This window comes from Janthinobacterium saanense (genome assembly GCF_014200675.1).
In the GTDB taxonomy this organism is placed as follows: domain Bacteria; phylum Pseudomonadota; class Gammaproteobacteria; order Burkholderiales; family Burkholderiaceae_D; genus Janthinobacterium.
Map to the genome: position 1 here is coordinate 121,541 of NZ_JACHCI010000005.1, position 20,256 is coordinate 141,796.

Sequence of the window (20,256 nt, forward strand, 5' to 3'; positions counted from 1 at the left end):
CAAGCACCTGTACACTACAGGCAAGAGCATAAAACAGACCCCTACATGATTGACCGCCTTCCTCCCCTTGCTTTCGAACAATTGAGTGCAGAGCAGCAAACGGCCGCGCAAGCCATCATCGATGGTCCGCGCGGGGCGCTGTACGGCCCCTTCGTGCCGCTGATCCGCAGCCCGGAGCTGATGGAAGCGGCCCAGCGCCTCGGTGAATACCTGCGCTATCGCAGCGCCATCGGCACGCGGCTGTCGGAACTGGCGATACTGGTCACTGCGCGCCAGTGGGACCAGCAAGTCGAGTGGGCCATCCACGCACCGCTGGCGATACAGAATGGCATCGCCCCGGCAGCGGTGGACGCCATTGCCGATCGGCGCATGCCGGGTGGTTTGCCGCCAGACGAGCAAGCCGTGCACGACTTTTGCATCGAGTTGCAGCAACATAAACGGGTCAGCGATGCGACGTATGCACGGGCCTTGAAGCTGTTCGGCGAGCAGGGCGTGGTCGATTTGATGGGCATCAACGGTTATTACACGTTCCTGGCCATGGTGATGAATGGGGCGCAGACGGCCGTGCCGGCCTCGGCGGCATTGCCGCTACCGGACTGAGGTGTCGGGCGGTGTTGTTAGGAAGTAACATGGATAAAATGTCATATATTATTGCCATTGCTGAATATATACTTTAATTCCCCTTCCACAGCGAAAACGCTCCATGAAAACTCGTTCGTGCTTTACCCTGATGGGCCGCGCCGTTCTGGCGTTGGCCCTTTCTTTTTGTCCATTGATCGTGGGACATGCGGTTGCTGCAGAGACCGCTTCCGGGCTGGAAAACTCGGTCGTCAAGGTATTTTCCACCTTGCGTGGCCCCGATCCGTACAAACCCTGGAGCAAGGCCGGGCCGCAGGAAGTGACGGGTTCTGGCGTGGTCATCGATGGCCACCGCATCCTGACCAATGCGCATGTGGTCGGTTATGCCAGCCAGGTGCAGATCCAGGCCAATGGTGCGGGCGACAAGATACCAGCCACCGTGCTGGCCATTTCGCGGGGCATGGACCTGGCCTTGCTGAAAATCGATGACGACAGTTTTTTTGACAGCCACAAACCGGTGCCGCGCGCGAACGTGTTGCCTGACGTGCGCGACGCCGTGCTGGCCTACGGTTATCCCACGGGCGGCACCTCGCTGTCTATCACCAAGGGCATCGTTTCGCGCATCGAGTTTGTGCGCTACAACTATCCTGTGTCCGGCTTGCGCATCCAGATCGATGCAGCGATTAATCCGGGTAATAGCGGCGGCCCCGTGATCGCCGGCGACAAGATGATAGGCCTGGCCTTTGCCGGCGCACTCAATATGCAGAATATCGGCTACATCATCCCCAACGAGGAAATCGAACTGTTCCTGCGCGATGAAGCCAGCGGCACGCCCCAGGGCAAGCCTGCCATGTTCGATACCATACAGACGCTGGAAAACCCGGCCCTGCGTGCCTCCCTCAAGCTGGGCAAGAATGTCGAGGGCGCCGTGGTCTTGACCCCGTTCAGCAAGGAGGCCGATTATCCGCTCAAGGAATTCGACGTGATCACGCATATCGGCGATTTCCCTATCGACAATCAGGGCATGGTCAAGCTCAATGCGAACAGCCGGGTGCGTTTCCAGTACCGCGTGCAGCAATTGGCGAAAGATGGTCTGCTGCCGCTGACGGTGGTGCGCAATGGCGCTGCCATGAAGGTCAGCTTGCCCGTGGCGTCTTCGCACCCGATGCTGATTCCTGGTTTGGCGGGCAACTACCCGTCTTACTTCATCTTTGGCCCGATGGTGTTTTCGCGTGCTACGTCGGAATTCATGAATGTTCCGAATGGCAATCCACAGATATTGTATGGCATGGCTTTTGCCGGTAATCCATTGATGACGCGGCGCGGCGACAAGCCTGATGCCCAGCGTGAAGAACTGGTGGTGATCGCCGCGCCATTCTTCCCGCACAAGCTGATGAATGGCTACGGTAACCGCTTCTTCTCGGTGCTGTATTCGGTCAATGGCGTACCCGTGCGCAGCCTGGCCCATCTGGTCACCCTGCTGCGCGACCAGACCGACGACTTGCTGACTTTCCGCTTCGAACAGCGCGATGCCGAGGCAATCGTCGTGCCGCGCAAGCAAATGCTGGCCGCGACCGAGGCTATATTGACGGACAATGGCATCCGTTCGGAAGCCTCTGCCGACATGTTGAAAATCTGGAATGAAAAAACGCCGGCAGGCAAGTAAGCCCCCGGCGTTTCAGGTCATGCTCAGGCGCAGTCAAGGCTGCGCCTGTTTTGTTTTAAGCGAGGACTTTTTTCAGCCAGGTACCGATATCGTCGATCTCTTCCTGGCACAGCGAGTGCTGCATATAATACTCATGCCACTCGATCTGGTAGCCCAGACCAGTGAGCAAGTCGCGCGACTGTTGAGCACGCGGCAGTTGCACCACCGGGTCGGCCGTGCCGTGGGCCATGAAGATAGGCATTTCCAGGCTGGCTGGGGTGCGCTCGGCGGCCGTTTTGTCGGCCAGCGGCAAGTAACCGGACAAGCACATCAGGCCAGCCAGTTTTTCCGGGTGGCGCAAGCCCGTTTGCAGGGCCATGGCGCAGCCTTGCGAAAAGCCGGCCAGGATGATGCGGTTAGCTGGGATGCCGCGCGCTTTTTCACGCGCGATCAGTGCTTCGATCTGTGCTTGCGAGGCGCGCAAGCCAGACTCGTCTTCGCGGCGCACCAGGTCGCTTACCAGGATGTCGTACCAGGCGCGCATCACATAACCGTTGTTGATGGTGACGGGCATGGTGCCGGCGCTGGGGAAGATGAAGCGGATGCCTGGGCAGCCGCGCAAATCGAGTTCCTTGACCAGCGGCACGAAATCGTTGCCGTCGGCGCCCAGGCCGTGCATCCAGATGATGGAGACGGTCGGATTCGGCGCGCTGTCGAGTTCTATGGTTTCCAGCAAAGTGCTCATGTGTTTTCCTCTGGTAGGGGTTGCGCCGGACGCAGCGCGGATTTGGGGCGGAAAGCCTTGCAGATGGCCGTGTCGGTTTCCATGTAGGGGCCGCCGATGAGGTCGATGCAATAGGGCACGGCGGCAAAAATGCCGTTCACCAATTGTTTTCCATCGGAATCTTTCAAGCCTTCCAGGGTTTCCTTGATGGCCTTGGGCTGGCCCGGCAGATTCATGATCAGGCAGGCGTGCTCGGGCGTCTCGCGGATCACCGCGACCTGGCGCGACAAGATTGCCGTGGGCACGAATTGCAGGCTGATCTGGCGCATCTGTTCGCCAAAGCCCGGCATTTCCTTGCTGCCAACGGACAGCGTGGCGTCCGGCGTTACATCGCGCCGCGCCGGTCCCGTGCCGCCTGTCGTCAAGATCAGATGGCAGCGGTTCAGGTCGGCCATGTCGATCAGGGTGTGTTCAATCTGCGAGCGCTCGTCGGGTATCAGGCGTTTTTCCAGGCGGAAGGGCGTGCGGATGGCCGCCGACAGCCAGCTTTCCAGGGCAGGAATACCCAGGTCTTCATACACGCCGCCGCTGGCGCGGTCCGAGATCGACACGAGGCCGATAATCAATTCGTCAGTGTTGCTCATCGGTCACCTATAAAAATCTGAAGTGGCGTAAAAACAATAAAACCGGGATTATCCCGGTTTTTTTCCATCTGAGGGCAAGACGGTGTATTACTCGTCTTCGTCCGTCTCAAGACCATCTTCGTCGCCATCTTTCTTGCCGCTGTTTTTCTTCTTGGCAATCTCTTTCAAGATCTGGAAGATTTCACGATAGGCTTTTGGCGGCTTGTTCTCGGCTTGCTCCTTGCGGGCATTGCGGATCAGGGTGCGCAGGTGCTGCACGTCCAGTTCCGGGTTTTCCGACAGCAAGACGGTCAGCGCCTTGTCATCCGTCAAGAGCTTGTCGCGGCGGCGCTCCATCGCGTGCATATTGGCCGTGTCGGCTTTCGACAGGCCTTTCCAGCTATCGATGGTGCGCTGGATGGCAGCTATTTCTTCTTCATCGAGGGTGCGCATCTTCTTGCCGACGAATTGCAGCTGGCGGCGGCGGCCTTCATGATCCTTGATCATCTGGCATTCGAGTATGGCGTCGCGCACGTCTTCCGGCATCGGGACGCGCTTGACGCGGTCGCGTGCTTCATTGACGAGCTCTTCTCCCATCTTTTGCAGGACGGTCATTTGGCGCTTGAGTTCCGACTTCGATGGACGTTCATATTCCTGTTCGAATTCGGTAGATTGGAAGCCGCAAGCTCCCCGGTTTGGATTTGGCATGATAAGGCGGGATTGGCCGCGTAGGCCGCACCTGTAAACTGTAAACGACTGCTATGATAACCGTTTTAGCGGCTTTCCGAAGAAAACAGCACATGAACGACAGCGTATTTACCCATAGTCAAGAGCAATTGCAGCAACTTGCACGTGATGTGTTGTCTTTTGCGCGGGAAATCGGCGGCACCGACGCCGCAGTGGAAGTGAGCGAAGGCGGCGGCCTGTCTGTTTCTGTACGAAAAGGCAAGATCGAGACGATAGAGCAAAATAAAGACAAAGGCATGGGCGTGACCGTGTTTGTCGGCAAGAAGCGCGGCAATGCCAGCACTTCCGACTTTTCGGCCAGCGCCCTGCGCGCCACGGTGGACGCCGCCTACAATATCGCCCGCTTCACGGCCGAGGACGATTGCGCGGGCCTGGCCGATGCCGACCTGCTGGAAATGGCGCCGCGCGACCTGCAATTGTTTTATCCATGGCATATTTCCGCCGAAGAAGCCGTGGTGCTGGCGCAGCGCGCCGAAGCGGCCGCCTTTGCGGTTGATCCGCGCATCACCAATAGCGAAGGCGCTGGCGTGCACGTGCAGCAATCGCACTTTGTATCGGCCAATTCGCGCGGTTTTATTGGCGGCTACCCGTTTTCGCGCCACACCCTGTCGGTGGCGCCCATCGCCGGCAAGGGCGCCAGGATGCAGCGCGACGACTGGTATAGCTCCGTGCGCGACGCCTCCAAAATGTCGAGCCCGGAAGCCATCGGCCGCTATGCCGCCGAGCGCGCGCTGTCGCGTTTGAATGCGCGCAAGCTGGGCACGCGCACCTGCCCGGTGCTGTTCGAAGCGCCGCTGGCGGCCGGTTTGCTGGGGACGTATGTGCAAGCGACCTCGGGCGGCGCGCTATACCGCAAATCCACCTTTCTGCTCGACTCGCTCGGTACGCAAGTGCTGCCATCGCATGTGCAGATATTTGAAGACCCGCATGTGATCGGCGGCGTCGGCTCCGCCCCGTTCGATGAAGAGGGCGTGAAAACCGTCAGCCGCGAGGTCGTCAAGGATGGCGTGGTGCAAGGCTATTTCTTGTCGACCTACACGGCCCGCAAGCTGGGTTTGCAGACCACGGGCAATGCCGGCGGTTCGCACAATCTCTACCTGACTTCCACGCAGACGGCCGCCACCGACGATTTTAGCGCCATGCTGAAAAAGCTGGGCACGGGCTTGCTGGTGACGGAATTGATGGGGCAGGGCACCAACTACGTGACGGGCGACTATTCGCGCGGTGCATCGGGCTTCTGGGTGGAAAACGGCGTGATCCAATATCCGGTGGAAGAAATCACCATCGCCGGCAATATGAAAGACATGCTGCGCAACATCGTCGCCGTCGGCGCCGACGTACTGCGCCGCGGCACCAAGGAGACCGGTTCCATCCTGATCGAGAGCATGGTGGTGGCTGGCGGCTGAGGCCGGCCCCGCTACATTCGAGCCATCGATATGCGGTGTAATGCCTTGCGTATCGGTGGCCCTGATGACTGCCTTATCTTGATGTTACGTTTGCGCAAGTCCACGCGATATTGGAGGCACTCCACGTTGCTTTCCAATTGATGGTCGTCTGGTCCCGGCATGCCTGCTGCGATGCAAATTTGGTCCCTTCGTAGGTTTGATATACATACCCGTCCTGAGGGCGCCATACGACGCCGTACCAATAATTGTTCGGATCGACTGCCGTACTGAGTTGTTCCACCGGTTTATTCAAGGCCGTATTTTTGTAGTCAAGCAAGACTTGGCCGCCTGCATCGTAGAGTCGTACCCACACAGAATTGTTCAGCGCGCCCGTCGAATCGACAGGAATACACATTCTTGTCTTTGCCGAGGCGATGGCTTCGGGCATCGTCAGGCAGAAATAGGGATTGGGCGAACCTGCCACAACCGACCATTCCACGTTGGAGGCGGCGTTGGAGCCCGGATCGCAATAATGTGCATATTTTCCAGCTCTGAATTCCTGAGCATAATTCGACGTTGGCACACCTGAAAAATACACACCCGATGCATTGCTGGCGCTGGGCAAGTCATTCTGGCTGCTGACTGACATGCATTGTTTGTATCCGGCATCGGCATAGCCCATCGCCATGCCGATGGGCTTCATTTGTGCATCCAGATGCAGCTTCCAGGTGTTTCTATATCGCAGTTTCCCATTCGCATCGCTACGCAGCAATGAAATGACTCTGACCGAGGCCGCTTGTTGCGTTACGCCGTTGACGATCAGTGGCGTTGGTTGCCCTGTCTCCTGGCTTACACTGAGCGTCGCCGTGCCCAGATAGCCGTCATTGGAGGCCAGCTCCACGCTTGTTTGTTCTGTGTTGAGAAATTTCTTGAGCGAAGCAGCGGCATCAATCGATGCCAGTGCCGGTTTGACAGGGGGGGAAACTTGCGTGCCGCCACCATCATTACTGCCACCGCCACCGCCACCGCAGCCAGCAAGCAAGGTCAAAAAAGCGTATAGCGTGAGCTGTTTTTTCATGTGTATTAACCAGGATATCGACAAAGCTGCGTGCCGTTGCGCGGCGGCATTATAGGCAATGTTGTCATTTGGAAATCTATCGAATTGTTGCCTTGTCTGCCCTGGTATGCCAGCCCGCTGTGGTTTTTCGGTCACTTGTCTGATCGTCACACTGTTGAAATATTGGCTTCGTAAGATGTCGCTGCCTGACGTTAATTGCGTGAATTAAATGCTTTTAATGTAAGTAAGCCGAACTTCGTGATATTTCATGCAAGATGAGAGTCTTGCAGCAAGCGCGACGTTGTTGATCGACCACTGCCCAGAGACCTTCCCATGACCTTATCCCGTACCCGCATCGCCCGCGCGGTCGCGCTGTTTTGCGCCATGAACGCCTTGTTTGCCGCGTCCGCCCATGCAGCTGGCGATGCTGCCGCTGCCCCCGCCCCTGACAGCGCCCAGGCCGATGCCGCACCGCAGGCCGTGATCGTTACCGGCACGCGCGGCAGCAACCGCACGCAATTCGACACCATGGCCCCGGTCGACGTATTCAACCGCGACGATATCAGCGCCGTGAAATCGTCGGACTTGAACGATGTGCTGGCGCAACTGGTGCCATCGTATGTGGTGCAGCGCCTGCCGATGGCCGATGGCCAGGTGTTTGTGCGCCCGGCAACCTTGCGCGGCCTGTCGCCGGACCAGACGCTGGTGCTGGTCAACGGCAAGCGTTTCCACCGCAGCGCCTTGCTGGGCGCGCGCGGCGCGCAAGCGGCCGACCTGGCGCAGATACCCGTGTCCGCCATCAAGCGCATCGAAGTGCTGCGCGATGGCGCATCGGCCCAGTACGGTTCCGATGCGATTGCCGGCGTGATCAACATCATTCTGGACGACAGCGTGGGCACGGAAATGTCGGTGCGCCATTCGCAGTATTCCGAAGGCGATGGCAAGGCCAATGAGTTCAATGCGCGCAGCGGTTTTGCCATCGGCGAGACGGGCAAGCTGTCGCTGTACGCCACCATCAACCAGTCGGACCCGACCTCGCGCACGCGCCAGCGTCCCGACGCGATTGCCTTCCAGGCTGCGCATCCGAACCTCGATGTGCCGAATCCCGTGCAGCGCTGGGGCCAGCCGAAATTGTCGAGTGAACACATCGGCTACAACGGCAGCGTCGCGCTGACCGATGACGTGGAACTGTATTCCTTTGGCATGTTCAGCCACAGCGACGGCACTTCGGACTTCAACTGGCGCAATCCCGATACCAGCACGGGCGCCTTCAAGGTGACGCCACTGTTTCCTGGCTGGGATTTGCGCAACCTCTATCCGGTCGGTTTCAGCCCGCAGTACTCCAACAAGCAGAACGACGCGCAAGTGGTGGCCGGTTTGCGCGGGCACATCAATGAGCGCCTGGGCTGGGATGTCAGCGCTTCGTATGGCATGAACCATATCGATTACAACCTGGCCAATTCCATCAATGCCTCGATGGGACCGTCCAGCCCGACCTCGTTTTACCTGGGCCAGTTGTCGCAGGAAGAAAAAATCCTCAATGCAAACTTCAACTATGAATTGCCCGTGGCTTCCCTGGCGCAGCCGGTCAATATCGCTTTCGGCACCGAGGCGCGCAATGAGACCTACGGCGTGAAGGCGGGCGACCTGGCCTCGTACACGGTGGGGCCGGGCGCGGCAGTCGGCCTTGATGCCAACGCCAACGGCGCGCCCGGTTTCAGCGACCGCCAGGCGGGCAGCTGGGGCCAGACCAGCTACGCCGGCTACCTGGACGTGGAAGTGCCGGTCACGCGCGACCTGAGCCTGGGCGGCGCGGCCCGTTACGAACATTTTTCCGAGTTCGGCAGCACCGTCAACGGTAAGCTGTCGGCCCGCTACACGGTCACGCCCGATATCGCCGTGCGCGGTTCCTACTCGACCGGTTTCCGCGCGCCGACGCCGGGCCAGTCGAATACCAACAGCACCAACCAGGGTCTCGATACCAAGACCCTGCTCTTGTTTACCAGCGGCCGTCTGGCCAACAACGATCCGCTGGCGATCTTGCTGGGCGCCAAGCCCTTGAAGCCTGAAAAATCGAAAAACCTGTCGCTGGGCTTTACCTGGAAGACGCCGGCTGGCTTCTCCGGTTCGGTGGACGTGTACAACATCAAGGTCAGCGACCGCTTCAGCACCTCGGCATCGTTTGCCGTGCCTGCCGGCGTGGCCAATCCGCTGCGCTACACCTCGATCAGTTATTTCACCAACGATTTCGACACCACCACGCGCGGCATCGATATCGTGGGTAACCACACCAGCAAGCTGGGCGATGGGCGTCTGAATTTGACGCTGGCGTATAACTACAACACGACCAAGGTCGATGGCGGCAATTCCAGCATCGCCACCAACGATGCGCAGCGCACCGTGTTTGAAGAGCACTTGCCGCGCCAGAAGGCAACCTTGGGCGCCACCTATGACCTGGGCCAATGGAGCTCGCTGGCCCGCTGGCGCTATTATGGCGCCTGGACCGACAACACCGGCAACGCCACCGGCGACGTGTTCCAGCGCTTCAGCGCCATCCAGTTCCTGGACCTGGCCCTCAGCTACAAGATCAACGCCATGCATACGGTGCGCGTGGGCATCGACAATGCGCTCAATAAATATCCGGACGAAGCCACCTTCCAGGCCAGCCGCGGCCTGATCTATTCGCGCAACGCACCGTACGATACGGATGGCCGCAGCCTGTTTGCCGAATACCGGGTGAAATTTTGAGTACCGGCCTGAGCCGCCGCAATATGCTGCGTTTTGGCGCCTTGCTGCCGATGCTGCCGGCCAGTGCACTGGCCGCATCGGCCGCCCCCGCCGTGCCGCAACTGGCGCCACCGAAGGGCAGCGAGCCACTGGCCCTGGCCTCCGATACGGGCTATTGGGCATCGGTGGCGCGCCAGTACGACATCACCGATGAGGTGGTGCTGCTTGACAATGCCTATTGGGGTTCCATGGCCTTGCCCGTGCTGGAAGATTATCAGCGGCAAGTAGCAATGGTGAACCGTGGCAATTCCTGGTATGGCCGCGTCCGTTTTCCTGCCGCGTTTGAATCGGCGCGCGCGCACGCTGCCCAGGCGCTGGGCGTGCATCTTGACGAAATTGTGTTGACGCGGGGCGCCACGGAGGCGCTGCAAATCCTGATCGCCAGCTATAACCGCCTCAAACCGGGCGACACGGTGCTGTACGCGGACATCGATTACGACAATATGATCACCACCACGCGCTGGCTCAAGCAGCGGCGCGGCGTGGACGTGGTGTCGATTGCCATGCCGGAACCGTTCAGCCATGACAGCGTGGTGGCTGCCTATGCGCAAGCCCTGGAAAACCATCCGAAACTGAAGCTGATGCTGCTCACGCATGTGAACCACCGCAATGGCATGGTCTTGCCGGTGGCGCAGATCGCCAGCATGGCGCGCCAGCGCGGGGTGGACGTGATCGTCGATACGGCCCACGGTTTTGGCCAGCTGGACATGACCATTCCCGACTTGCAGGCGGACTTTGTCGGCATCAATCTGCATAAATGGATAGGTGCGCCGGTGGGCGTGGGCGCCGTCTACATCAAGCGGGGCCGGCTGGCCGATATCGACGCTTACCAGGGCGAGGAGCAGGGCAACGATATCCGCACGCGCGTGCATACGGGCACCCTGAACTTTGCGGCATATCTGTCCTTGCCGCTGGCCTTCGATATCCACGGCCAGATCGGCGTGGCCAACAAGCAGGCGCGGCTGCAGCGCTTGCGCAACCGCTGGGTGGAAGTGGCGCGCGGCATCGATGGCGTGGAAGTGCTGGCCTCGTCGGACCCGCGTTTGACCAGCGCGCTTGCCTCGTTCCGGCTAAAAGGCAAGACCAGCTTTGCCGACAACCTGGCGCTGTCGAAACGCCTGGTTGCCGAACACGGCATCTTTACCGTGCCGCGCGATGGCCTGGCCTCGGGCAGTTGCATCCGCGTCACGCCTGGCATCTTTACGCCAGACGCGCATATCGAGCGCTTTATCGTGGCGCTGCAGCAGGTGGCGCGCAGCTGATTAAACTGCGCATAAAAAAACCGGCCCCATCCGTAAGGAGGGGCCGGTTGTATTTTTGCGCCGGAGATGATCAGGCGCGCAATGTCGCCAGGATCGGTTGCAATACTGCCGCACCCAGCGCTGCGCTGCGTGCACCGCTCCAGCCCGTTTGCGGGTCGGGATCGTTGGCATTGTCCTTGAACGGCAATTCCAGGGTCAGCGCCAGGCAGCCGAAGGCGTGCGTGATGTGGGGCGAACCCATGGTCAGCACTTCCGGCGTGAACGGGCCATCTTCATAGCCGTACACATCCTGGAAGTCGGGGCTGGCCACCTTGAAGTCCGCGATGAAACGGTCTTGCTCGGCTTTTTGCGCAGGCGTGAAGTTTTCCAGCGAGTCGCTGCCGGCCACGAAGACATAAGGCAAGCCTTCATCGCCATGCACGTCGAGGAACAAATCGCAGCCGATTTCATGCATCTTCTGTTTCACCAGGAATACTTCCGGGCTGCGTTCCATCGTCGGCGTCATCCATTCGCGGTTCAGGTTGGCCCCGGCCGCGTTGGTGCGCAGGTTGCCGTGCACGGAACCGTCCGGATTCATGTTCGGCACCACATAGAAGACGGCGTCTTGCAGGCACTGGCGGGCAAACGGATTGGCCTGGTCCAACAGCGCTTCGAGCATGCCTTCGACAAACCATTCCGCCATCGTTTCACCGGGATGCTGGCGCGCGATGACCCAGACTTTTTTCTCGGCATCGGCATCGCCGACTACCAGCAAATTCATGTCGCGCCCTTCCACCGTGCTGCCCAGATCGATCAAGCGCACCAGCGGCGAGGCTTGCGCGCTGTCGATCAGCGCCAGGTGGCGGTCCCATGGGTACGGCTCAAAATAAGCGTAATACACGCTTTCTTCTTCGGGCGTGTGTTCGATGGTCATCACCGTGCCGTCAAAGCTGGTCGGCACGCGGAACCACGTTTCACGGTCGTAGCTGGCCACTGCCTGGTAATCTTTCCAGCCGTCCGGGTAAGCAGACTTGCCAGCATTCATGAAGCGGATCGTGCACGCCTCGCCTTGCGCGCCTTGCAGGCGGAAATAAAACCACTGCGTGATGTCGGCGTGGGAATCTTTACGGATGTTCAGCTCGATGGATTGCGCATCGTCGGCGCGCAGCACCTCGATCGCGCCGGCGTCGAATTGCTGGCTGATTTTAATGGTCATGAATGTTTCCTGATAAAAAACAAATAAGGTTTGCATCGTGTGCAATGGCGCGATGATACCCGTTTTACTTGTCACTTTGTGCTGGCGCAAAGGGCGATGCCCTTCCTTTGCTAAGGTAAAAAGTCCTAGTGGCGTTTAATCAGGGGAGAACATCATGGCTACGAATGGCACACAAGATACGCATATCCGGGAACTGGACAAGAAAATCAGCGCCCTCAGCGATGCGCTGGCGCATCTGGGGCAAGGCACCAGCTTGAAGGAGTTGCTGCGCATTATCCGTTTCCCCGGCTACACCACGCCGGCCGAATTCGCCTTTAACGTCGCCATCCTCGACACCATGCTGGTGCAGGCCAATGCGCTGGAAAAGCTGGGGCAGGATTTGGTAGCAGGGGCGAAACTTGTGGTCGGCAAGCAGTAATCCGGGGTCAGACCCGCCGGGTCTGACCCCATTTACAAGCCGCCGAAGCGCTCAAAGAACCACGGCTCGACGTCTGGCGCATGCTCATCCTCGCGCCGCAAGGTAGCCAGGATATAGTCTTCGGCAGCTGCATAGGTACGGCGGTACAGGGCGCGCGCCAGGGCGTAAGCTTGCGTGCCGGGCCAGGGTTCAGGCAGCAGTTCGACGGGCAGTTGCGGGTCATGCAGTTGCACGCGGCGGTAGGTATGCGTTAGCAGTGAGCGAATGACAAACGCCTGTTCTGCATCGATCGCGGCGTCCTTTGCCTGCGCTTGCAGCAAGTGCAGCAGCGGCTGGAAGCGGGCGATGAATTGTGCATAGCCGGCCATCACTTCCGACAAGTCCCAACACTCACTGACCATGTCGCGCAGCGGCCGGGTGCTCACGCCCGGCAATTCCGTGGCGTGGCAAACATACAGCTTGCCCAGCACCTCGTTGCGGGCCAGGATATCTTCCAGCACCTCCGGGTCGGCGGCCGGGTGGCCGAAAATGCCCGGTGCAATCAAGCCATAACCTGCCCACAATAATTCCTTGCGCACGGCGCCCCGTTCGGCCGCGTCTATGCTACCTGCCGGGCCGATCACCAGGGTCCAGCTGCCATCCCAGTGCGCCACCAGCGGCGCATAGATGCGGCGATAGGCGCGCTCGAAGCGGGCCGATGCTTCCGGGCGTATCGTATAGGCGCTGCGGCGGCCGTCGCGTTGCGAGCTGAGCCAGCCTTCCTGGGCCAGGCGGAACACGCTGGTGCGCAGCAAGCGGTCATTGACGCCGAAGGGCGCCAGCAATTCGATCAGGCTGCCCAGCCAGAGCGCGCCGCCGCGCGGCACGATGGCGTCGCCGAAGATGGTCATCACCAGCGACTTGGAGCGGGGCGGGTCGTTGGCGAGGAAATCGGCTATCCATGCGGTACAAGCGGGGTTTTTCATGTGGTCCTGGGCTGGTTGCTGCGGTATTTGACAAGATGCACAGTTTACTTTGCCGCGCCTTTTCCGTGCGGAAAGGTACTGACTATTTTTTCACATCATACCTTGATAAAAAATTCACAGGATACGAAATATTTAAATGATTCAAATTAAGTGTATGCAAACTGATTTTTGTATCGTATTATCTGATTATCGCCATGCGCTACTGCGCATGCATAGAACATGGGAGACAGATCATGTACGCACAAATGGTTGAAACCGGCCTGAAAAATGTCCGTTCCATCGATGACATGGGGCAAGACGAACGTGCTTTCCAGGCACGCATCGACGAAGGCATCAAGATCGAGGCCAAGGACTGGATGCCGGATGCTTACCGCAAGACCCTGATACGCCAGATTTCGCAGCACGCGCACTCGGAAATCGTTGGTCAATTGCCAGAGGGTAACTGGGTCACGCGCGCACCGACCTTGAAACGCAAATCGATCCTGCTGGCCAAGATACAGGATGAAGCAGGCCACGGTCTTTACCTGTACAGCGCGGCGGAAACGCTGGGCGTGTCGCGCGATGAGCTGCTGGCCGCCTTGCATTCAGGCAAAGCCAAATATTCCAGTATCTTCAATTACCCTACCTTGTCGTGGGCCGACATGGGTGCCATCGGCTGGCTGGTGGACGGTTCGGCCATCATCAACCAGATTCCGCTGTGCCGCTGCTCCTATGGCCCGTATGCACGCGCCATGGTGCGCGTCTGCAAGGAAGAATCCTTCCATGCGCGCCAGGGCTACGACATCATGATGTCGCTGTGCAAGGGCACAGCAGAGCAGAAAGCCATGGCGCAAGATGCCTTGAACCGCTGGTGGTGGCCATCGCTGATGATGTTCGGCCCGTCCGACGCCGCTTCCGTCAATAGCGCGCAATCGGCGCAATGGCGCATCAAGCTGTTCTCGAACGATGAACTGCGCCAGCGCATGGTCGACCAGACCGTGCCGCAAATCGAATATCTGGGCTTGACCGTGCCCGATCCCGACCTGACATTCAATGCCGAAACCGGCCATTACGAATTCGGCGAAATCGACTGGGCCGAGTTCAACAATGTATTGAAGGGCAATGGCCCGTGCAACCGCGAGCGCTTGCAAACGCGGGTCAAGGCGTATGACGATGGCGAGTGGTTCCGCGATGCGCTGGTAGCCTACGCCGACAAGCAAGCCGACAAAAAAGCGGCAGCCTGACAGACACAATAGAGGAGATCAACATGAGCAAAGAATGGCCATTGTGGGAAGTTTTCATCCGCAGCCAGCACGGCCTGGCGCACAAGCATGTGGGCAGCCTGCACGCGTCCGACGCCACCATGGCGGTCAACCATGCGCGCGACGTCTACACGCGTCGCAATGAAGGCGTGAGCATCTGGGTAGTGCGCGCGGCCGATATCGTCGCCAGCAGCCCCGGTGACAAGGGCGCCCTGTTCGAACCATCGAACAGCAAGGTGTACCGCCACCCGACCTTCTTCCCGATGCCGGAAGAAGTCAAGAACCTGTGATGCGGAGATTGTGATGGACGATAAGGTCAACTACCTGCTGCGCCTGGGCGACAATGCCTTGATCCTCAGCCAGCAGCTGTCGCAGCTGTGCGGCAAAGGCCCGGCGCTGGAAGAAGACATGGCGCTGACCAACGTGGCGCTCGATCTGCTGGGCCAGACGCGCCTGTGGTTCGGCTATGCGGCCGAGCTGGAAAACACGGGCCGCGACGAAGACGATATCGCCTTCATGCGCGACGCCCACGATTTCAAGAATTGTCTGCTGCTGGAGCAGCCGAACGGCAATTACGCCGACACCATGATGCGCCAGTTCTTCTTCGACACCTGGCATTATTTCCAGCTGGCTGAACTCATCAAGTGCGGTGATCCGCGCATCGTGGAAGTGGCGCAAAAATCGATCAAGGAAGTGACCTACCACTTGCGCCGCAGCGGCGATCTGATCGTGCGCCTGGGCGATGGCACGGCGGAAAGCCATGCGAAAACGCAGGCCGCCGCCAATGCGCTGTGGATGTACACGGGCGAGATGTTCCATTATGACGCGGTTGATCAGGCGATGTTTGACGCCGGCATCGCCCCTTCGAGCGCGGTATTGCGCGAAGCTTTCCTCGAACACGTGGCCGAGATCTTTGCCGAAGCCACCCTGGCCATGCCGGCGCCGGACGCCTGGATGCAAAAGGGCGGCAAGCAGGGCCGCCACACCGAGCACCTGGGTTTTATCCTGGCCGAGATGCAGTTCCTGCAGCGCGCTTATCCCGGAGCGGAGTGGTAATGAATACCGCCGCAGCAGCGCTGGACGCGGCCCAGGTCTGGGCCTGGCTGGGCGAAGTGCCCGACCCGGAAATCCCCGTCATTTCAGTGGTGGACCTGGGCATCGTGCGCGCCGTCGATGTGCTCAGTAGCGATGAATGTGTGGTGACGATCACGCCCACGTATTCCGGTTGCCCGGCCATGCAGGTGATTGCCGACGCCGTCACCGATGCCTTGCGCAGCCACGGCGTGGCCAAGGTCACCCTGGTGAACCAGCTGGCGCCCGCCTGGACCACCGACTGGATGAGCGAGATAGGCAAGGCCAAACTGAAAGGCTATGGCATCGCGCCACCGCAGCAGCAGGTAATCGATATCAGCGGCTTGCGAGGTGGTGCAGGGGCGGGAGTCAAGCGCCACGCCATACCGAAGCTGGACGTGATTTGCCCGAACTGTGGCTCAAGCCACACGCAGCTGACCAGCCAGTTCGGCTCCACGCCGTGCAAGGCCCTGTACAAGTGCCTCGATTGCCGCGAACCGTTTGACTACTTCAAGTGCCACTGAAAAAAACAGGCACGCGCCGCCAAGAAACTGGAGATGAAGCATGAGTAAATTTTATCCGCTGTCCGTGGCCGACGTGCGCCATGAAACGCGCGACACCATCGCCGTCACTTTTGCCGTGCCGGACGAACTGCAGCAGCTGTTCCGCTTCCAGCAGGGCCAGCACCTGACCCTGCGCACCCATATCGATGCGGAAGACGTACGCCGCTCCTATTCCATCTGTTCGGCGGTACAGGACGGCACCCTGCGCGTGGCCATCAAGCGCACGCCGGGCGGTGCGTTTTCCACCTGGGCGAATGACACCCTGAAAGCGGGAGCGACCATCGATGTGATGCCGCCCATGGGGCACTTCAACGTGCCGCTCGACTGCGTCAACCGCAAGCACTACCTGGCGTTTGCGGCCGGCAGCGGTATCACGCCCATCCTCTCCATCATCAAGACCACGCTGCTGGCCGAACCCCTGAGCCGCTTCACGCTTTTTTACGGCAACCGCGCATCGTCTTCCGTCATCTTCAAGGAAGAATTGACGGACTTGAAGGATATGTACCTGGAGCGCTTGAACCTGGTCTATGTGATGAGCCGCGAGCAGCAGGATATCGAATTATTCAATGGCCGCATCACGCAGGAAAAATGCGAGCAGTTTTTGCAGCACTGGATCAAGGTCGAAGACTACGACCATGCCTTTATCTGCGGCCCGGAAGACATGATGCTGGGCGTATCGAATGCGCTGCAGGCAGCGGGCATGCCCAAGCAAAATATCAAGATCGAGCTGTTCGCCGCCAGCATCCCGAAAAACGCCCACAAGCCGCGTGCCCAGCTTGACGAGGCCGCCCGCCAGGAAACGGAAGTGACCGTCATCATGGACGGTTACCACACCAGCTTTACCATGGACCGCGACAAGGAATCCATCCTCGACGCGGGCCTGCGCTATGGGCTCGACATGCGTTATTCGTGCAAGGGCGGCGTGTGCTCTACCTGCCGCTGCAAGGTCACGCAAGGCAAGATCGAAATGGACGTCAACTACGCACTGGAAGACTACGAAGTGGCGCGCGGTTTTGTATTGAGCTGCCAGAGTTTTCCATTGACTGACAAAGTGGTCGTCGATTTCGACCAGGCCGAGTAAACGCAGACCCCAAACAACATCTGGGGTCGGACCCTCAGGGTCCGACCCCGGCACTTGTCCTTGGGTTAAATAACGCATTCGAGACACGCCATGAGCTACCAAAACATCCTCTTCACCATCGAGCAGGGCATCGCCACCCTGACCCTGAACCGTCCCGATAAACTCAACAGCTTCACGCAAGCCATGCACGAGGAAGTGCGCGACGCCATAGCGAAAGTCAACGCCGATAAAACCGTGCGCGTCTTCGTGCTGACGGGGGCGGGCCGTGGTTTTTGCGCGGGCCAGGATTTGTCGGACCGCGCCGTGGAGCCGGGTTCCAAGGGCGTGGACCTGGGCGTGTCGGTGGCAAAAAACTATGCACCGCTGGTGCTGTCCCTGAAAGCCTTGGCCATGCCCGTGATTTGCGCCGTCAACGGCGTGGCAGCCGGTGCGGGCGCCAACCTGGCGCTGGCCTGCGATATCGTCATTGCGGGCAAGTCCGCCAGCTTCGTGGAAGTGTTCTGCAAGCTGGGCCTGATCCCGGACACGGGCGGCACTTTCTTCTTGCCGCGTTTGATCGGTTCGGCGCGCGCCATGGGTTTGGCCATGTTAGGTGAAAAGCTGACGGCGGAAAAAGCGGAAGACTGGGGCCTGATCTGGAAATGCGTCGATGACGCGCAACTGGCCGAGGAAACGCGCAAGCTGGCCGTGCACTTTTCCACCGCGCCGACCAAGGGCCTGGCGTTCACCAAGCAGGCGCTGGCCGCCAGCGGCGCCAATACCTTGCCGCAGCAGCTGGCGCTGGAAGCAGGCATGATGAGCGAACTCGGTAACAGCGACGATTACCGTGAAGGCGTGGCCGCCTTCATGGAAAAGCGCGCACCGCAATTCACAGGACATTAAGGAATCGCTATGGCAGCATTGGAAAAAAATTCAGTCGTCGCCGTGATCGGCAGTGGCGCCATGGGCGCGGGCATCGCGCAAGTCGCGGCAGCCGCCGGCTATCGCGTGAAACTGTACGACACGCGCCCGGAAGCCGTCAGCAAGGCGCTGGCCGACATCGCCAAAATGTATGGCAAGCTGGCTGAAAAAGGCCGCATGACGATGGACGAAGCGGTCGCCGCCACGGCCCGCCTGCACGCGGCGGGCAGCCTGGCGGACGTGGCTGACGCCGCACTGGTGGTGGAAGCCATCGTGGAAAACCTCGACGTCAAGCGCAGCGTTTTCGCTGAACTCGAAGCGCTGGTGGCCGACGACTGCATCCTGGCCACCAATACGTCCTCGATTTCCGTCACGGCGATCGCCGCCAAGCTGCGTCGCCCGGAACGCCTGGTCGGCATGCATTTCTTTAACCCCGTGCCCCTGATGGCGCTGGTGGAAGTGGTCGAAGGCCTGGCCACCAGCGAGGCTGTCGCCGCCACCGTCTACGATACGGCGGCTGCCTGGGGCAAGAACCCCGTGCATGCGAAATCGACGCCGGGCTTTATCGTCAACCGCGTGGCCCGTCCATTTTATGCGGAAGGCTGGCGTTTGCTGAGCGAACAGGCGGGTGACCCGGCCACCATCGACGCCGTGCTGCGCGAAGCGGGCGGTTTCCGCATGGGCCCCTTCGAACTGATGGACCTGATCGGCCATGACGTCAATTTCTCCGTCACCCAATCCGTGTTCGGCGCTTATTTCAACGATCCGCGTTTCACGCCGTCCGTGCTGCAGCAGGAAATGGTCAACGCCGGTTTCCTGGGGCGCAAATCGGGCCGTGGCTTTTATGCCTATGGTGAAAACGCTGGCGCTCCCGTGGCGCAGGCGGAAGCCGCGCAGCCGAAACCTGAAGTGGTCACCCTGAGCGCGGCCATCGGTAGCGATGGCCGTGGCCATAGCGGCATCGTTCACAGCCTGGTGCAGCGGCTGGAACAATCGGGTTTCACCGTCAGCAGCCGCGTGCTGCTGGAAGGCCAGGCGCATGATGCCGCGCCGGCCCTGCATTGCAATGGCGCCGCAATCTACTTGACCGATGGCCGCAGCGCGACCCAGCGCGCGCACGACAACCAACATGCGGACACGGTGTTGTTCGACCTGGCATTGGACTACGCCACTGCCAAGCGCATCGCCCTGGCCCGTGCCGACCAGTGCAGCGACGCCGCCTACGCCGCCGCCGTCGGTCTGTTCCAGGCAGCCGGTTTTACCGTCACCCTCCTGGACGACGTGGCGGGCATGGCGGTGATGCGCACCGTGGCCATGCTGGCCAACGAGGCGGCCGACGCCGTCAACCAGGGCGTGTGCACGGCGGCCGCCGTCGATATCGCCATGCAGAAGGGCGTCAATTATCCGCGCGGACCGCTGGCCTGGGCCGACCAGGTGGGCATAGAGCACATCGTCACGGTGCTACAGAATCTGGCGCAAGGTTATGGCGAAGACCGCTACCGCGTCTCGCCGCTGCTGCGCCGCAAACTCGCCAGCGGAGCGCCATTCCATGCATAAGCCAGATCCCCTGCACGGCGCGCAAGCCCTGGCCGAAGCATCTGCCGCCGCCATGCTGTCGCGTGACAGCGCCACCCTCGCCATGGGCATGGCCCTGGCCGAGGTGCGCCCCGGTTATGCGCGCATGACGATGACAGTGCGCCCTGATATGTTGAATGGCCACCTGAGTTGCCATGGCGGTTTCATTTTTGCGCTGGCCGATAGCGCTTTCGCCTTTGCCTGCAACAGCTACAACATGAACACCGTGGGCGCAGCTTGCACCATCGATTATTTGGCGCCCGCGCACAAAGGCGATGTGCTGGCTGCGGAAGCGATAGAACAGTCCCTGGCCGGCAAGAGCGGTATCTATGACGTCAGGGTCAGTAATCAGGATGGCCGCGCGATTGCCCTGTTTCGCGGCAAGTCGATCCGCGTGGCTGGCAGCGTCATACCAGAAAAAAATTAAAGAACCAATCA

Annotated in this window: 20 protein-coding genes; 14 read left to right on the forward strand and 6 right to left on the reverse strand. The window is 60.0% G+C overall.

Annotation, left to right across the window (positions count from 1 at the left end):
• Positions 1–45: 45 nt before the first annotated feature.
• Positions 46–600, forward strand: a complete 555-nt coding sequence (locus tag HDE72_RS09690) for a carboxymuconolactone decarboxylase family protein (RefSeq protein ID WP_183739636.1) — start codon at positions 46–48, stop codon at positions 598–600.
• 103 nt (positions 601–703) lie between these two features.
• Entirely contained in the window at positions 704–2,245 is a 1,542-nt protein-coding gene (locus HDE72_RS09695) for a S1C family serine protease (protein WP_260176591.1), read from the forward strand.
• 55 nt (positions 2,246–2,300) lie between these two features.
• Here the strand turns inward: HDE72_RS09695 and HDE72_RS09700 are convergent, their stop codons facing one another.
• The 3 genes from HDE72_RS09700 to yjgA all read right to left on the reverse strand — a co-directional run bounded on the left by HDE72_RS09700 (position 2,301) and on the right by yjgA (position 4,279).
• A complete protein-coding gene (locus HDE72_RS09700; RefSeq protein WP_183739639.1) occupies positions 2,301–2,969 on the reverse strand; it encodes an alpha/beta hydrolase in 669 nt (222 codons plus the stop codon).
• Positions 2,966–3,592: a molybdopterin adenylyltransferase gene (gene mog, locus HDE72_RS09705; RefSeq protein ID WP_183739642.1), complete on the reverse strand. Its 627-nt coding sequence runs from the start codon at positions 3,590–3,592 to the stop codon at positions 2,966–2,968. The genes HDE72_RS09700 and mog overlap by 4 nt, the downstream gene beginning before the upstream one ends.
• An 87-nt stretch (positions 3,593–3,679) precedes the next feature.
• Positions 3,680–4,279 carry a ribosome biogenesis factor YjgA gene (gene yjgA, locus HDE72_RS09710; RefSeq protein ID WP_183739645.1) on the reverse strand — a complete coding sequence of 200 codons (600 nt, stop codon included), beginning with the start codon at positions 4,277–4,279 and terminating at the stop codon, positions 3,680–3,682.
• A 92-nt stretch (positions 4,280–4,371) separates the two neighbouring features.
• Between yjgA and pmbA the strand changes: the two genes are divergently transcribed.
• Positions 4,372–5,724 (forward strand): metalloprotease PmbA, encoded by a 1,353-nt coding sequence (pmbA, locus tag HDE72_RS09715; RefSeq protein WP_183739648.1) that lies wholly within the window; start codon positions 4,372–4,374, stop codon positions 5,722–5,724.
• A 73-nt stretch (positions 5,725–5,797) separates the two neighbouring features.
• Here the strand turns inward: pmbA and HDE72_RS09720 are convergent, their stop codons facing one another.
• The gene (locus tag HDE72_RS09720; RefSeq protein WP_183739651.1) at positions 5,798–6,781 is read right to left on the reverse strand and encodes a hypothetical protein; all 984 of its coding nucleotides are present in this window, start codon (positions 6,779–6,781) and stop codon (positions 5,798–5,800) included.
• 312 nt (positions 6,782–7,093) lie between these two features.
• Here HDE72_RS09720 and HDE72_RS09725 point away from each other — a divergent pair, with 312 nt between their 5' ends.
• Positions 7,094–9,508, forward strand: coding sequence for a TonB-dependent receptor plug domain-containing protein (locus HDE72_RS09725; RefSeq protein ID WP_183739654.1), 2,415 nt, complete (start codon positions 7,094–7,096; stop codon positions 9,506–9,508).
• The gene (locus tag HDE72_RS09730) at positions 9,505–10,809 is read left to right on the forward strand and encodes an aminotransferase class V-fold PLP-dependent enzyme (protein WP_221291221.1); all 1,305 of its coding nucleotides are present in this window, start codon (positions 9,505–9,507) and stop codon (positions 10,807–10,809) included. The genes HDE72_RS09725 and HDE72_RS09730 overlap by 4 nt, the downstream gene beginning before the upstream one ends.
• A gap of 70 nt (positions 10,810–10,879) precedes the next feature.
• Here the strand turns inward: HDE72_RS09730 and HDE72_RS09735 are convergent, their stop codons facing one another.
• Positions 10,880–12,004, reverse strand: a complete 1,125-nt coding sequence (locus HDE72_RS09735) for a M14 family metallopeptidase (protein ID WP_183739657.1) — start codon at positions 12,002–12,004, stop codon at positions 10,880–10,882.
• A gap of 154 nt (positions 12,005–12,158) precedes the next feature.
• Between HDE72_RS09735 and HDE72_RS09740 the strand changes: the two genes are divergently transcribed.
• The gene (locus tag HDE72_RS09740) at positions 12,159–12,422 is read left to right on the forward strand and encodes a hypothetical protein (protein ID WP_183739660.1); all 264 of its coding nucleotides are present in this window, start codon (positions 12,159–12,161) and stop codon (positions 12,420–12,422) included.
• Between the two features lie 32 nt (positions 12,423–12,454).
• Here HDE72_RS09740 and paaX read toward each other — a convergent pair whose 3' ends face one another.
• A complete protein-coding gene (gene paaX / locus HDE72_RS09745) occupies positions 12,455–13,387 on the reverse strand; it encodes a phenylacetic acid degradation operon negative regulatory protein PaaX (protein ID WP_183739664.1) in 933 nt (310 codons plus the stop codon).
• A gap of 233 nt (positions 13,388–13,620) precedes the next feature.
• On the opposite strand from paaX, the gene paaA reads away from it, so the two are divergent.
• The 8 genes from paaA to paaI all read left to right on the forward strand — a co-directional run bounded on the left by paaA (position 13,621) and on the right by paaI (position 20,245).
• Complete coding sequence (gene paaA, locus HDE72_RS09750; RefSeq protein WP_183739667.1) at positions 13,621–14,610, forward strand: 1,2-phenylacetyl-CoA epoxidase subunit PaaA; 990 nt, start codon at positions 13,621–13,623, stop codon at positions 14,608–14,610.
• A 23-nt stretch (positions 14,611–14,633) separates the two neighbouring features.
• Entirely contained in the window at positions 14,634–14,918 is a 285-nt protein-coding gene (gene paaB, locus HDE72_RS09755; RefSeq protein ID WP_034746356.1) for a 1,2-phenylacetyl-CoA epoxidase subunit PaaB, read from the forward strand.
• 13 nt (positions 14,919–14,931) lie between these two features.
• Entirely contained in the window at positions 14,932–15,684 is a 753-nt protein-coding gene (gene paaC, locus HDE72_RS09760) for a 1,2-phenylacetyl-CoA epoxidase subunit PaaC (RefSeq protein WP_183739671.1), read from the forward strand.
• Positions 15,684–16,223 (forward strand): 1,2-phenylacetyl-CoA epoxidase subunit PaaD, encoded by a 540-nt coding sequence (gene paaD / locus HDE72_RS09765; RefSeq protein ID WP_183739673.1) that lies wholly within the window; start codon positions 15,684–15,686, stop codon positions 16,221–16,223. The genes paaC and paaD overlap by 1 nt, the downstream gene beginning before the upstream one ends.
• Before the next feature lie 40 nt (positions 16,224–16,263).
• Entirely contained in the window at positions 16,264–17,343 is a 1,080-nt protein-coding gene (paaE, locus tag HDE72_RS09770; protein ID WP_183739676.1) for a 1,2-phenylacetyl-CoA epoxidase subunit PaaE, read from the forward strand.
• A gap of 90 nt (positions 17,344–17,433) precedes the next feature.
• The gene (gene paaG / locus HDE72_RS09775; protein ID WP_183739679.1) at positions 17,434–18,225 is read left to right on the forward strand and encodes a 2-(1,2-epoxy-1,2-dihydrophenyl)acetyl-CoA isomerase PaaG; all 792 of its coding nucleotides are present in this window, start codon (positions 17,434–17,436) and stop codon (positions 18,223–18,225) included.
• A gap of 9 nt (positions 18,226–18,234) precedes the next feature.
• Positions 18,235–19,800, forward strand: coding sequence for a 3-hydroxyacyl-CoA dehydrogenase PaaH (gene paaH, locus HDE72_RS09780; protein ID WP_183739682.1), 1,566 nt, complete (start codon positions 18,235–18,237; stop codon positions 19,798–19,800).
• Positions 19,793–20,245: a hydroxyphenylacetyl-CoA thioesterase PaaI gene (paaI, locus tag HDE72_RS09785; RefSeq protein WP_183739685.1), complete on the forward strand. Its 453-nt coding sequence runs from the start codon at positions 19,793–19,795 to the stop codon at positions 20,243–20,245. Before paaH ends, paaI begins: the two co-directional genes overlap by 8 nt.
• Positions 20,246–20,256 lie beyond the last annotated feature (11 nt).